The sequence below is a fragment of the Microcella sp. genome, from assembly GCF_033763155.1.
GTDB lineage: Bacteria > Actinomycetota > Actinomycetes > Actinomycetales > Microbacteriaceae > Microcella.
The window spans coordinates 1-12311 of sequence record NZ_JANRKZ010000056.1 but is presented as its reverse complement, the minus strand read 5'-3'; the positions used below and the strand labels follow the sequence as shown (position 1 = coordinate 12311).

Below are 12311 nucleotides of genomic sequence, written 5' to 3'. Positions count from 1 at the left end.
ACCGGGGGAGAAGACCACTCGCTGCTGGCGACCTTCCCGCCCGATGTGGCGCCGCCCGTGGATGCTCTTCCCGGCGGCTTTCGCGTCGTCGGCCGGGTCGTCGCGGCCGACCGTCACGGGCCCGCGTTGCTCGTCGACGGCCGCGTCTTCGACGAGCGCGGCGGGTGGGACCCGTTCGCCGAGTGGAGCGGGCAGGCTGGTTAAGCCGCGTCAGTCGTCGCTTGAACTTGCGAGCGTGCGACGAAGGCGTGCGCGCGCTCGGGAGTACCGCGCACGGGAAGCCTGATCGCTGAGCCCCAGAATCGCTCCGGCTTCGCCCACGCCGAACCCTTCCCATGCGACGAGGAGCACGAGTTCACGATCGAGCGGTCGCATGGCGCTCAGTGCACGAGTCAGGTCGCTGTCTTCTTGTCCTTCGACGACACCGTCCCGAGTGATGTCGTAGTCGGCGATAAGGCGCTCGGTCAGAGCGAACTGCCGTGCTCGGCCTCGGCGTGATTCACGCAGCACGTTCGCGGCAACACCGTAGGCATACCGCCGGGCTGGCTCTCGTTCGAGCGGCACCGCTGTGCGTCGTCGCCACAGCACGGTCATGGTTTCGCCGAGGCAGTCGGCAGCGTCTTCCGCATTGGGCACGCGGCGCCCGAAGTAGCGAAGCAACTCCGGCATGAGTTCGTGCAGAACTCGGCTGAGGCCTGCACTGTCGACGGTTCCAGGTTGGGCTGTCGGTTGAGGCTCTTCGGCCACTGGCCGACTCACCGGAAGTCCTCCCCGACGGCCTGGCAGTCGCGATGGAGGGGACTCCCCGCGACAGCGCTGCTGTCTCCGGCGGCTGCCGCCTCCGCGACGCCTCGGTACATGTCCATGATGCCCCCGCCGTCCGTCGCGACGAGTGCTCGCCATTCTGTGGCGGCCTGGAGCTCTGCTGCGGCCACGCTAGCGGCCTCGGCATCGCCGTCTCGCGTTGTCCGAAGCCACTCTGACATCCAGCCGCAGTGGGCGATCATCTCGTAGGTTCTGCGGAACCCGACTTCCTGAGTCAGGCTGGGGTTCGCGGTGTTCTGGGCGATGATCCAGTCGATGACTTTGTCATGGCTCATTCCGGGGGGCAGTGTCGCGTCGCTCCAGAACGTGGCTCTCAGGTAATCGGGGAAGTCGGGGGCCGACGTGTCGACCCACTCTGAGTCGGGAAGCACTTCCCCTCCCGTTTCGGGGAAGAAGTCGGCCTCAGCCAAGAAGGTTTGCAGTCCTGCGGCTGCGGCGGGGAGGGCCGCGCCACCTACCACGAGAGCGCCGACGATCGCGACGACGACTGCCTTTCGAGGAGCGCGAGACGACGGTCGGTCCTGCGATGCTTCCGCGAGCACGGCGTCGAAAAACGCGTCGGATGCCGACAGATCGCCTTGCTTGGCGCTGGCCAAGCGATCGTCCAACTCTTGTTCGGAGACCATGAGTGACCACTCCTTCAATTCGGGCTTCTGTCTATTCATGACGGTGAGCACCCGAAACGTGACACTCCCACGTTAAGTCGAGGCAGGGTGCTGGTGGTCTCGATACTCGTTGTTTCCATGGCGGTGGTGTCGCCACGCGCAGAGATGTACACCTAATGGCCTTCGATGTACAATATGCACGTGAACCCCCTCAGCGTCGCCGACGCCCGAAAGCAGTTCTCCGAGGTCATCGATCGCTCGCAGACGGAGGCTGTGTTTATCGAGCGCCGAGGTCAGCGCGCCGCGGTGGTGATCAGCCCTGAGCAGTACGAGCGCATGCTCGACGCGCTTGAAGAGGCCGACGACGCGGCGGCATTCGACGAGGCGATGGAAGAAGAGGGGCCGAACATCCCCTGGGCCCAAGTCAAGGCCGACCTGGGCTGGGCGTGAGCTATCGCATCGAGCTGCGGCCTGCGGCGGTTCGAGCCCTCAAGAACATCGATCACCGAGATCGTGACCGCATTCGTGGGGCAATCGCGCTCCTCAGTGACGACCCGTGGCCGCCGGCCGCGAAGCCTCTTCGCGGGCGGCCTGCCTGGCGCGTGCGCGTCGGCGACTACCGCGTCATCTACACGATCGACGACGGCGTGCTGCTGATCGTCGTCGTGACGCTGGGGCACCGTCGCGACGTGTACGACCGGTGATCGGGCCCGAGCGCCCAGATGGCTTGCCGGTTAAGTGTTCGTCCGCTGGCCCGACGCCAAGCGTGTGCCGCGATCGCGGCGCGACGTTCGCGCAGAACTCTCAGGTGAACTAGGCTCAGAAGCAGTTTTTCGACGAGACCCGGAGCACCCCAATGCCTTTCCTGCCCCTTGCTCGCCGTAGCGCGCTGGTTGCGTCGGCTATCGCGCTCGCGACCACGGTGGTTGTTGCCGCTCCGGCCATCGCTGCTGCTCCCGGCACCGAAACCATCACCTTCACGATCGACGACATCGATTACTGGGCGGCGACTCCCGACGGCTCGAAGATTGTCATGTCGAGCTACGACGAATCGAAGATTCTCATCATCGATACGGCAACCAACAGCATCAGCACCGCTGCTGATCCGACGAGCCTCCTCGAAGGTCCCGGGCAGATCGCGATCACCCCCGACGGGTTGACCGCGTATGTCGCCAACTACTCGCGGTTCACCGTTGCGATCGTCGACATCACCACCGGAGCAATCACGGGTGAAATCACTGATCCCGCGTTCTCGGGGCCGTGGGCGTTGGCCCTTAACCGTGCAGGCGATCAGCTTTTGATGCACGACTACAACACGGAGATCCTGTACGTCATTGACATCGGCACCAACGCGGTGATCGACAGTCTGGATCTCAGCGGGGCAGGCACGAGTGCGACCGAGGATGCGTGGAGTGTTGTCGTCTCGCCCGACGGTTCGAAGGCGTTTGTGGTGTACGACGATGGGTCGATCATTGTCGTCGACCTCACGACCTTGACAGTTGACGATGAGTTTGTTCCTCCCGCGCTCGGCTATCTGCCGGGCTCGTGTGTGTCGCCCGACGGCTCGACCATCTATCAGGCCGATTGGGAGAGCCTGTCGTTCCGCAGTGTCTCACTCGAAACCGGTGATGTGCTCGCGACCAACCCATCGACGCCGCGCTCGCCCGCTGATCCCACGTCGGGCACCTTCTGCACGGTGTCTCCCAATGGTCAGTCAGTGTTTCTGACTGATCAGGATGCCTCCAGCCCGGGTGTCGTGACCGAGTACGACGCACAGACTCTGGCGCTGATCGCCACCCACTCGTTTGACGACGTTGACCTCACTCAACACGTGATGGTCTATTCCGCCTGCGAGGCCTATGTCACGGGCCGTGACGGCAACGCCCAGACGTTCGACCTCGACTGCGCGGCGGCGCCCGAGCTCGCAGCGACGGGAACCAACTCTGCCGTCACCGGCTTCGCGGCACTGCTCGCCGCCCTGTTGCTGAGCCTGGGTGGCATCGCCCTCGCCGTGCGGCGACGTTACTCGGCCGTGCGCTCCAACCAGTAGACCGCGGTCTCGCCGTAGCGCGAGACTTTGTCGAGCTCGAGCCCCGCAGGCCAGACCGGAGCGGGGGAGCGTGACGAGCGCTCGAGCGCGACCACAGCATCCGTCGCCAATCGCGGCACGAGGCCCTCGAGCACGTGGTCAAGCTCGAGCCCTCCCACTTCGTAGGGCGGGTCGATGAACACGAGGTCGAACTCGTCGAGCGCCGACGAGAGGTACGAGGTCGCGGGCTTTCCGATGACCTGGATGCTCGGGCGCGCGCCCCTCGCCGCCCGACCCGCCGGTGCTTCTTGATTCGCCCGCCCTGCGCGGGCGGCGACAAGCGCAGCGTTGGCCTTGCACACCTGAACGGCCGCGTACGACTTCTCGACGAGCACGGCCGACGCGGCGCCGCGGCTGATGGCTTCGAGTGCGAGGGCTCCCGAACCGGCGTAGAGGTCGAGCACGCGCATGCCGTCAATCGCGTCGCGGGCCTCGAGCGCACTGAACATCGCCTCGCGCACGCGGTCGCTCGTGGGCCGCGTGCCGGCCGAGGGCACCTTGAGTGTCAGCGAGCCTGCGAACCCGGCGATGATGCGTGTCACGGCTCTAACGCTAGTCGCGAGAGACGGTCGGGCCGCGCGGGTACCGTTGACCCCGTGACCAACGCGCTCGATGCCAAGCTCAGCAGCGCGCTGGGCGATCGCAGCGCGAACTCACTGAAGAAGGCGTTCGGGATGCTCACCGTCGGTGACCTGCTCACCCACTATCCCCGGCGCTACGCCCGCCGTGGCGAGCTCACCGCCCTGAGCGATCTCGCGATCGACGAGAACGTGACGATCGTGGCCGAAGTCATCGAAGTCGTCGAGCGCACGATGCGGCAGCGCAAGGGCTCGATTCTCGAGGTGCGCATCACCGACGGCAAGGGCATCTTGGTGCTCACGTTCTTCAACCAGGCCTGGCGCAAGAACGATTTGAAGCCCGGCGTTCGCGGCATCTTCGCCGGCAAGGTGGGCGACTATCGCGGCACGCGGCAACTGGCCCACCCCGACTACGAACTCTTCGAGGCGGGTGACGAACGCGACGCGGGGCCCGAGGCGAAGAAGTGGGCGATGATGCCCATTCCGATCTACCCGGCGACGTCGACCGTGGCGAGTTGGCAGATCGCCAAGGCGCTCGGCGTCGTGCTCGACACGTTGCCGTCGATCGATGACCCGGTGCCCGCTAGCGTGCGCGTCGACCGCGAACTGCTGGACCTCGGCCAGGCCTATCAGCTCATCCACCGCCCGGAGAATGATGCGCAGTGGCGTCGGGCGCGCGACACCCTGCGCTTTCACGAGGCGTTCTTGCTGCAAGCGGCACTGCTGCAGCGTCGCGCCGCGTTGCGTGAGCAACCCGCGACGCCACGCATTCCGGGCCCCGAGCTCGCGGGCTTCGACGCCGCCCTGCCGTTCGCCCTCACCGACGATCAGCGACTCGTGGGCGACGAGATCACGCGCGACCTCGCGGCCACAGTGCCGATGAACCGACTCGTGCAGGGCGAGGTCGGCTCGGGTAAGACTCTCGTCGCGGTGCGCGCCATGCTCACAGTGGCCGAGAGTGGCGGGCAGAGCGCCTTGCTCGCTCCCACCGAGGTGCTTGCCGCGCAGCATCTGCGTTCGATCGTGCAGACTCTGGGCCCTGACCGCGCGGCGCGAATGCGACCGGTTCTGCTCACCGGGCAACTGCCGATGGCTGAGCGCCGCAAGGCCTTGTTGGCGATCGCAAGCGGAGCATCCCGCATCGTCATTGGCACCCACGCACTCTTGGGTGATCAGGTGCAGTTTGCCGACCTGGGGCTCGTGGTGGTTGACGAGCAACATCGATTCGGGGTCGAGCAGCGCGAGAGCCTGCGCCGCAAGGGCTCCCTGCCGCCGCACGTGCTGGTGCTCACGGCGACGCCGATTCCGCGCACGGTTGCGATGACGGTGTTTGGTGACCTCGATGTGTCGACGATCGCGACGCTTCCGGCGGGACGCATTCCGATCGTCAGCCACGTCGTGCCGCTCGCCGACAAGCCCGGCTGGTGGAACCGCGTGTGGGCGCGCTTGGGCGAAGAACTCGAGCAAGGCCGCCAGGGTTTCGTCGTCGTGCCGGCGATCGACGCGGCCACCCCCGAAGACGACCCCGATGCGTTGGCCGATGATCCGGCCGATGGTTCTGCTGACGACACGGATGCCGTGGCCCGCCCGCCCGCGACCGTCGCCGAGCTGACGCCCCTGCTGCGATCGCACCCCGCGCTCGCGGGGCGCCGAGTTGAGCCGCTGCACGGCCGCATGTCGACCGACGAGAAAGACGCGACGATGCAGGCCTTCGCGCGCGGCGAGATCGACGTGCTCGTCGCGACGACGGTCATCGAGGTCGGCGTCGACGTGCCCAACGCCTCGACGATGGTCGTGGCCGACGCCGACCGCTTTGGCGTCAGCCAGTTGCACCAGTTGCGCGGCCGCGTAGGGCGCGGCGGCGTGCCCGGACTGTGTTTGTTCGTGACCGCCGCGCAGCAGGGCAGCCTCGCGCGCGAGCGGGTCGAGGCGGTGGCCGCAACGCTCGACGGTTTCGAGCTCGCGCAGATCGACCTCGAGCTGCGGCGCGAGGGAGACGTGCTCGGCGCCAACCAGAGCGGCGGGCGGTCGAGCTTGCGGCTGCTGCGCGTTGCCACCGACGGTGACCTCATTCTGCAGGCCCGCGAGGCCGCGGCTGAGGTGCTCGAGCATGATGCGACGTTGAGCGAGCATCCGTCGCTCAAGGCCGCCCTGGCCCGCCGGCTCGACGAGACCGACCGCGAGTTCTTGGCGAAGAACTAGCGCGCCCGATTCGTCGGCGACCCCGGCGCCGGGGGAGGATGGTCGCATGAGAGTCATCTCGTACAACCTGCGCAAGCACGCGGCACGCGGTGAGCTCGAACAGCTCGTCGACACCCACACGCCCAACCTGCTGTGCCTGCAAGAGGTCGACACCGACGATCTGCCGCGCGAGCTGGGGCCCCTGCATCTCGCCGACGCGACCAAGCTCAACCGGCTGGGCCTCGCTATCTTCTATAACCGCGAGCGCTTTGAGGCGTTGAGCACCAAGGCCTTCGCCCTCAAGCGCTCGCTGCACGACATCATCGCCAAGCCCGCGCACGAGCGACTGCTCGGCACGCACCTTATTGACCGCGAGCACGACCGCGAGCTCGTGATCGGGTGCTTTCACGCGGCTCCGTTGACGGCGCTCAATTCGCTGCGGCGCACCCAGATTCGTGCGGCCCACGAGGCCCTCGACAGTTTTGGCTCTACCCTGCCGACGCTCATGGTCGGCGACTTCAATTACCCCGTCTTCAAAGACCACCTCTCGACGAGCGTGCAAGAGACGGGACACGAAGTGACCCTGAGCGATGCGCGCACCTATACGCGCTACAAGTTCTTTCGCGGGCACTTCGACTTCGCCACCTCGATCGGTCTCGACATCACGAAGGTGACGACGCTGCCGCAGGGCCAGTCTGACCACCTGCCGATCTTGGTGACGGCGAAGTATGACAAACCGGTGGTGAATGCCGAAACGCCCCGGTAACGCGCGCTCGCTAGGCTGTGCGCATGAGCACCATCGCCGTTGTTCCTGGGTCGTTCGACCCCGTCACGCTGGGCCATCTCGACGTCATCGAGCGGGCATCGGGCATTTTTGACGAAGTGCACGTTGTTGTCGTGCACAACCCGGCGAAACAGGCACTCTTGCCCATCGCTCAGCGCGTCGCGCTCATCGAACAAGCGGTGGCCGATCGCGCCCTGCCCTCGAGCATCATCGTCACGAGCTGGAGCGTCGGCCTTCTCGTCGACTACTGCACCGACGTGGGTGCCAGTGTTCTCGTCAAGGGAGTGCGCAGCCAGGTCGACGTCGCCTACGAAACCCCGATGGCGATCGTCAACCGCAACCTCGCCGGCGTCGAGACCATCTTCATGCTTCCCGACCCGGCACACGCCCATGTGTCGAGCTCGCTCGTGCGGCAGGTCTCCGCGCTCGGCGGCGACGTTGCCCCGTACGTGCCGCGTGCGGTCGCCGAGTTCTTGGTGAGCCAGAAGACCGATTGACGAGGGATGCCCTCCGCGGGCATCCCTAGCCGACGAGCGTGCTCACGCCCTTGCTGATGAGCAGCACGCCCACGATGAGCAGAATCGTACCGACCATCGCGGCATTGTGCTGAACCATCCAGGCGCGCATTCGGTCGAGCGTGCCCGACAGTCGGTCGAGCGCGACGAACGCGATGATTACCGGCACAAGAATCGGAATCGAGGCGACGAACGCCACGATGACAATGACGATCGCGGCTTCGCCGTTCGAGAGCGCGAGCGCTTCAAGGCTCACGCCCAGCCCAATGCTGAGCAGTAAGTTCTTGGGCTTGATGCCGCCGAAGAAGGCGCCCAAGACGAGTGCTGACGTCGTGGTGATGCCGTCGACCTTGGCCATCCAGCCGGGCAGTTCGAGATCGTCTCCCTTTTTCGGGCGCCCGCGCCACTGACGTGCAGCAAGCACGACGGCCACCACGCCGAGCACGATGAGCAGGTAGGGCGCCGAAATCGACGTCTCGCCCTGGTGGGGCAGCACGCTCGCCACGAGGTAGCCGGCGGCGGTGGCGAGCACGATCGCCACGATGAACCCTACGAAGAAGGCCACGCTCGCCGCGCGGGGGCGGGCCGAGAGCAGCATGAGCACGACCGAGGCGATCGCGAGCGGGCTGAGCGCGAGCGCTACCGCGAGGGGCAGCGATTCGGCGAGAGCGTCGAGCATGAGGCCTCGTCTCTGTGTCGTCGGAGGGGTGGGGTACCGGAATGCGCCGATGCGCAGGCACTCCACAGTGAACACCCGTCTGGGCTCACACACCAGTGGTTAGGCTGACGACATGGGTGCATGGGGCAGTGGAGCGTTCGAGAACGATGACGCACTCGATGCGGTCGCCGAACTCGTCGAGGGCACGTTCGAGCTGGATGACCTGCGCGCCGCCGTCGCGGCTGACTACCTTGAGGCACCCGAGGGGGCGGTTGCTCTCGCACTCGTCGAGGTGGCCCTCGCGACGCTCGGCATCGTCGACCCCGATGCCGCTCTCGACGAGGTTGACGTTCGCCTGCTCTCGACCCAACTCGACGACGCCGCCTACGAACTCATTCTGACCACGGCCGAGCGCGCGGTGCGCCCTGACGCCTCGGAGCTCTACGAGCTGTGGGAAGAGGCGGGTGACGAGGAGCTCGCCGAGTGGCGTGACGCCTCTCGTGCCTCGATCGAGCAGCTTCGCGCGGCGATCACCGAATAACCCCCTACTGCCCTCACGTGAACTGGAGCATCGCCATGACGCGACCCTTGACCCTCGGCTACAAGGCTTCGGCTGAGCAGTTCGACCCGCGCGAGCTCGTCGAGATTGCTGTCGCTGCCGAAGCCCACGGCATGCAGAGCGTCGCGGTGAGCGACCACTTTCAACCGTGGCGACACACGGGCGGGCACGCTCCGTTCTCGTTGACGTGGATGGCGGCCGTCGGCGAGCGTACGTCGAGCATCCGTATCGGCACCTCGGTCATGACGCCGACGTTCCGGTACAACCCGGCCGTGCTGGCGCAGGCCTTCGCCTCGATGGGCGTGATGTACCCGGGCCGTATCTTCCTCGGCGTCGGAACGGGCGAAGCCCTTAACGAGATCGCCACGGGCTTCGCGGGTGCCGGTGAGCAAGAGTGGCCCGAGTTTAAGGAGCGATTTGCTCGCTTGCGAGAGAGCGTCGACCTCATGCGGCAGCTCTGGACGGAAGACCGCGTGAACTTTCGCGGCGAGTACTACTCGACGCACGACGCCTCGATTTACGACCGGCCCGAACTGCCGATTCCGGTCTACATCGCGGCGGGGGGCCCGTTTGTCGCCCGCTACGCCGGCCGCGCAGGCGACGGGTTCATCTGCACCTCGGGCAAGGGCGTCGAGCTCTATGTCGACGAGCTCATCCCCGCGGTCAAAGAGGGTGCCGAGAAGGCCGAACGGTCGTTCGACGACATCGATCGAATGATCGAGATCAAGATCTCGTACGACACCGATCTCGACGTGGCCCTCGACAACACGCGCTTCTGGTCGCCGCTCTCGCTCAGCAAAGAGCAAAAGCACGACATCACCGACCCCATCGAGATGGAGAAGGCGGCGGATGCCCTGCCGATCGAGCAGATCGCGAAGCGCTGGATCGTCGGCAACGATCCAGACGCTGTGGTGGCCGAGGTGGCGAAGTACGTCGACTACGGCATGAACCACCTCGTGTTCCACGCGCCCGGTCACGACCAGCGTCGCTTTCTCGAGCTCTTCGAGCGTGACCTTGCGCCGCGATTGCGGGCGCTCGCGTAACACGAGCGGAACACAGGGGCAACGGCACCGGAACGTGCCGCCCGTAGTGTCAGAGCCCTCAGTCAACGGGGGTGGTGGCCCATGGCCGACCGACAAGAACACGAGTCAACCGTTGTGGCAGCGCCGCCACCCTCAGCCCCGCCACCGGCACCGCCGGGGTGGACGGGCGCGGCGATGGCCGTGCACGCCGTGCGGCGCATGCCCACGCCCATGATCGTGTCGCTACAGCCGACCGGGTTCGACCCCATGCTCATCGACATGCGCGGCTATGTGTACCAATGGAGTTCGCCGCTCAGCGCGTTTCCTGACAACCCCGAGACCGTGCTCATTGGCACGCGTGCGATTCGGGATGCCGAGCCCGCGTTCGCCGGTGACGACTTCGTCGACCACCCCCCGGCGTTCGCCGGTGCGGCGCTCGAGCCGCTGCTGTGGCTCATCGGCACGCGCGCGTTCGACGGCGGCCGTGCCTCGTGGTTGCGCTCGGGTGATCGCTACCGCTTGTATCGCTGGCCCGACTTTTCGATGTTGCCGATGACGGACGACGAGCGACGCGTCGTCAAGACGAGCGCGGCGGCCTTCATGGTCATCGAGAAGCTCGCTGCCAAGGCAAAGGTCGATGTGGCGACGGCGCAGCGGGTCATCAACGCCCTAAGCCTGATGGGGCTTTTGCGACGCCACGCGGCGGCCGACGCGGCGCCCGACGCTCCGCCGCCACCCCGAAGCGGGGCCATCCCAGGCGTCTAGCACGAGCCCTGGTAGCCTGGAAGACGGTCTTGGCCCGCACAACGGCTGCCGAGACGTACCAGGGGGTCTCACACTCATGCCCAAGCATCGCCATGTCTCACCGCGCCCGGCCTACCGTCGGCACGCCTGGTCGACCGTTCGCACCGTCTTCGTATCGATGATCGCCGGCCTCGTCATCATGGCCACGCTCGGGTTCTCGACCCCGACACAGACCGAGGTTTTCGCCGCATACATCGATGAGAATGCGCAGACGCTCGCGGCCGTGTCGTCTGTTGAGGCAGTTCCTCCTGCCGTGCGTCACAACTTCAGCGCGTCACCCGGACCCGAAACGCTCATCGCGAGTGGCACCAACTATGACTGGGCCAAGCTGGTGTTGCTGTTGGGCGAGTTTCCGATCACCGAGAGCAACGTGACCGTCATGACGCGCTGGATGCGCCAAGAGAACTACGTCGACTCGTGGTACTTGCGCAACAACCCCCTCAACAACGGCTGGGGCTCGGGCGGCGGGGGCGGCACCGGTCGCTATGTCGACCTCGTGGATGCTGCGGCCAACGCCGCCGAAGCCCTCAACACCCTGCCGCGCTACAGCGAGATCGTGGCGACGCTCCGCGCGTCGGCGCCCACCGACGAGGTCGAGCGCGCGATTTGGTTCTCCGGCTGGGCGACGGGCATGTACAACCAAGGGGCGCACTGGTCGTATGACCCCGTACCCGTGGTGACGGCACCGCCGAGCGCCTGGGGGCGGTAGCTCCCAGACGCCCGGGGTGAGCGGGGCATCCGTTCGATCGTCATCGCGGCGGCAGCATCAACAGGGCTGACCGCTGCATGGCGCGTTCGCGGCGCTCGGTCTCGAGAGCCGCACGAACCCGGCGCTCGTCGTCAGCGCGCGCGGGTTGGGGTGGATGGTCGGGCGTGGTCAAGGCCACGGGTGCCGTGATGGTGGTCATGACAATGGTTCCTCACTGCGGGTGTCACGGTTGCCTCTCACGCGGGTGCGCCGAGGGTCAGCCGTGACGGGTGGTGCCGCTCGTGGCGGCGGAGAGGGCAGCGGGCGCGCGGCTGCTCACGGTGCCCGAAGGCATGGTGTTCGTGGGCCCAGGGTGCAGAAGCACGCAGTGCGGGGCCGCGGCCGCCGGAGGGATCAGCGCGCTACGCGAAGCGCAGAAACGTGATCAGGCGGTGAGATCGCCGACGAGGCCGGCGGTGGTGGGAATCATTCCCAGAGCGAATCGAATCAACACGGTCGGCCTCCTTTCGTCATGTGGCGCTCGACGAACTTAGTGGCGACCCGGCGTGGGATGCAAGCCGTCATCCCGGGCGTGTCGGCTTTGTCACCTTTTCGTTACAGTGACCCCATGACGCAGCCGACTCAGTCTTCTCGTGACCCTCGCCGCCCCGCCGGGGTGACGGTCATCAGCGTCCTCGCCTATATCGGCGGCATCTTCGACATTGTCGGTGGGTCGATGATTCTCGTGCTGGCCACGAGCGCGGCCTTGCTCGCCAACCCCATCCCCGGCGGGCTCATCACGGCCATTGCGATCATCGTCTCGGGCGTGATCGTGTTGGTCGTCTCGGGCGGGTTGCTCGCCGGCAATCGCGTGTCACGGTTGATTGTCACGATCGTTCGAGGGGTGTCGATCGTGTCGCAGATTCTCGCGATGACGACCGGAGGTGTAGGCCTCATTGTGGGCACCATCAGCGTGGTGATCTCAGCGATCGTGCTGAGCTGG

Annotated in this window: 16 protein-coding genes and 1 pseudogene; 12 read left to right on the top strand and 5 right to left on the bottom strand. The window is 66.3% G+C overall.

The features are described 5' to 3' along the window. A pseudogene (locus SFU54_RS02385) lies at positions 1–204 on the top strand (hypothetical protein); the annotation flags it as partial. 6 nt (positions 205–210) lie between these two features. Here the strand turns inward: SFU54_RS02385 and SFU54_RS02380 are convergent. Both SFU54_RS02380 and SFU54_RS02375 read right to left on the bottom strand, forming a co-directional pair. Beyond that, on the bottom strand, positions 211–669 hold the full coding sequence (locus SFU54_RS02380) for an RNA polymerase sigma factor (protein ID WP_319014717.1): 459 nt from the start codon (positions 667–669) through the stop codon (positions 211–213). Positions 670–755: 86 nt separating this feature from the next. After that, positions 756–1502: a hypothetical protein gene (locus tag SFU54_RS02375; protein WP_319014716.1), complete on the bottom strand. Its 747-nt coding sequence runs from the start codon at positions 1500–1502 to the stop codon at positions 756–758. Between the two features lie 129 nt (positions 1503–1631). Here SFU54_RS02375 and SFU54_RS02370 point away from each other — a divergent pair, with 129 nt between their 5' ends. The 3 genes from SFU54_RS02370 to SFU54_RS02360 all read left to right on the top strand — a co-directional run bounded on the left by SFU54_RS02370 (position 1632) and on the right by SFU54_RS02360 (position 3480). Continuing rightward, on the top strand, positions 1632–1880 hold the full coding sequence (locus SFU54_RS02370) for a type II toxin-antitoxin system Phd/YefM family antitoxin (protein ID WP_319014715.1): 249 nt from the start codon (positions 1632–1634) through the stop codon (positions 1878–1880). Next, positions 1877–2134, top strand: a complete 258-nt coding sequence (locus SFU54_RS02365; protein WP_319014714.1) for a type II toxin-antitoxin system RelE/ParE family toxin — start codon at positions 1877–1879, stop codon at positions 2132–2134. The genes SFU54_RS02370 and SFU54_RS02365 overlap by 4 nt, the downstream gene beginning before the upstream one ends. 152 nt (positions 2135–2286) lie before the next feature. Further along, a complete protein-coding gene (locus SFU54_RS02360; RefSeq protein WP_319014713.1) occupies positions 2287–3480 on the top strand; it encodes a YncE family protein in 1194 nt (397 codons plus the stop codon). On the opposite strand, the gene SFU54_RS02355 is transcribed toward SFU54_RS02360, so the two are convergent. Continuing rightward, positions 3453–4061: an RsmD family RNA methyltransferase gene (locus SFU54_RS02355; protein ID WP_319014712.1), complete on the bottom strand. Its 609-nt coding sequence runs from the start codon at positions 4059–4061 to the stop codon at positions 3453–3455. The two genes, SFU54_RS02360 and SFU54_RS02355, sit on opposite strands and share 28 nt — an antisense overlap. Positions 4062–4115: 54 nt before the next feature. On the opposite strand from SFU54_RS02355, the gene SFU54_RS02350 reads away from it, so the two are divergent. Genes SFU54_RS02350 through coaD form a run of 3 tightly spaced genes read left to right on the top strand, consistent with a single transcriptional unit; the run spans position 4116 to position 7559 of the window. Continuing rightward, positions 4116–6299, top strand: coding sequence for an ATP-dependent DNA helicase RecG (locus tag SFU54_RS02350; RefSeq protein WP_319014711.1), 2184 nt, complete (start codon positions 4116–4118; stop codon positions 6297–6299). A gap of 46 nt (positions 6300–6345) precedes the next feature. Then, positions 6346–7044 (top strand): endonuclease/exonuclease/phosphatase family protein, encoded by a 699-nt coding sequence (locus SFU54_RS02345; protein ID WP_319014710.1) that lies wholly within the window; start codon positions 6346–6348, stop codon positions 7042–7044. A gap of 23 nt (positions 7045–7067) precedes the next feature. Then, positions 7068–7559 carry a pantetheine-phosphate adenylyltransferase gene (gene coaD, locus SFU54_RS02340; RefSeq protein ID WP_319014709.1) on the top strand — a complete coding sequence of 164 codons (492 nt, stop codon included), beginning with the start codon at positions 7068–7070 and terminating at the stop codon, positions 7557–7559. Between the two features lie 25 nt (positions 7560–7584). Here coaD and SFU54_RS02335 read toward each other — a convergent pair whose 3' ends face one another. Beyond that, positions 7585–8256: a GAP family protein gene (locus SFU54_RS02335; protein WP_319014708.1), complete on the bottom strand. Its 672-nt coding sequence runs from the start codon at positions 8254–8256 to the stop codon at positions 7585–7587. 112 nt (positions 8257–8368) lie between these two features. Between SFU54_RS02335 and SFU54_RS02330 the strand changes: the two genes are divergently transcribed. The 4 genes from SFU54_RS02330 to SFU54_RS02315 all read left to right on the top strand — a co-directional run bounded on the left by SFU54_RS02330 (position 8369) and on the right by SFU54_RS02315 (position 11329). Beyond that, positions 8369–8776, top strand: coding sequence for a DUF4259 domain-containing protein (locus SFU54_RS02330; protein ID WP_319014707.1), 408 nt, complete (start codon positions 8369–8371; stop codon positions 8774–8776). 35 nt (positions 8777–8811) lie between these two features. After that, entirely contained in the window at positions 8812–9837 is a 1026-nt protein-coding gene (fgd, locus tag SFU54_RS02325) for a glucose-6-phosphate dehydrogenase (coenzyme-F420) (RefSeq protein ID WP_319014706.1), read from the top strand. Between the two features lie 174 nt (positions 9838–10011). Then, the gene (locus tag SFU54_RS02320; protein ID WP_319014705.1) at positions 10012–10581 is read left to right on the top strand and encodes a hypothetical protein; all 570 of its coding nucleotides are present in this window, start codon (positions 10012–10014) and stop codon (positions 10579–10581) included. 76 nt (positions 10582–10657) lie between these two features. Beyond that, positions 10658–11329, top strand: a complete 672-nt coding sequence (locus SFU54_RS02315; protein WP_319014704.1) for a hypothetical protein — start codon at positions 10658–10660, stop codon at positions 11327–11329. A gap of 40 nt (positions 11330–11369) precedes the next feature. On the opposite strand, the gene SFU54_RS02310 is transcribed toward SFU54_RS02315, so the two are convergent. Continuing rightward, positions 11370–11528, bottom strand: coding sequence for a hypothetical protein (locus tag SFU54_RS02310; protein ID WP_319014703.1), 159 nt, complete (start codon positions 11526–11528; stop codon positions 11370–11372). A gap of 408 nt (positions 11529–11936) precedes the next feature. On the opposite strand from SFU54_RS02310, the gene SFU54_RS02305 reads away from it, so the two are divergent. Next, a partial coding sequence (locus SFU54_RS02305; protein WP_319014702.1) for a hypothetical protein occupies positions 11937–12311 on the top strand: 375 nt, incomplete at its 3' end.

Bases quoted from the DNA above. Each gene is read 5' to 3' on its own strand.
- SFU54_RS02380 (WP_319014717.1), bottom strand. From the start codon at position 669: ATGCCGGAGTTGCTTCGCTACTTCGGGCGCCGCGTGCCCAATGCGGAA.
- SFU54_RS02360 (WP_319014713.1), top strand. From the start codon at position 2,287: ATGCCTTTCCTGCCCCTTGCTCGCCGTAGCGCGCTGGTTGCGTCGGCT.
- SFU54_RS02345 (WP_319014710.1), top strand. From the start codon at position 6,346: ATGAGAGTCATCTCGTACAACCTGCGCAAGCACGCGGCACGCGGTGAG.
- coaD (WP_319014709.1), top strand. From the start codon at position 7,068: ATGAGCACCATCGCCGTTGTTCCTGGGTCGTTCGACCCCGTCACGCTG.
- SFU54_RS02335 (WP_319014708.1), bottom strand. From the start codon at position 8,256: ATGCTCGACGCTCTCGCCGAATCGCTGCCCCTCGCGGTAGCGCTCGCG.
- SFU54_RS02330 (WP_319014707.1), top strand. From the start codon at position 8,369: ATGGGTGCATGGGGCAGTGGAGCGTTCGAGAACGATGACGCACTCGAT.
- fgd (WP_319014706.1), top strand. From the start codon at position 8,812: ATGACGCGACCCTTGACCCTCGGCTACAAGGCTTCGGCTGAGCAGTTC.
- SFU54_RS02320 (WP_319014705.1), top strand. From the start codon at position 10,012: ATGGCCGTGCACGCCGTGCGGCGCATGCCCACGCCCATGATCGTGTCG.
- SFU54_RS02315 (WP_319014704.1), top strand. From the start codon at position 10,658: ATGCCCAAGCATCGCCATGTCTCACCGCGCCCGGCCTACCGTCGGCAC.
- SFU54_RS02310 (WP_319014703.1), bottom strand. From the start codon at position 11,528: ATGACCACCATCACGGCACCCGTGGCCTTGACCACGCCCGACCATCCA.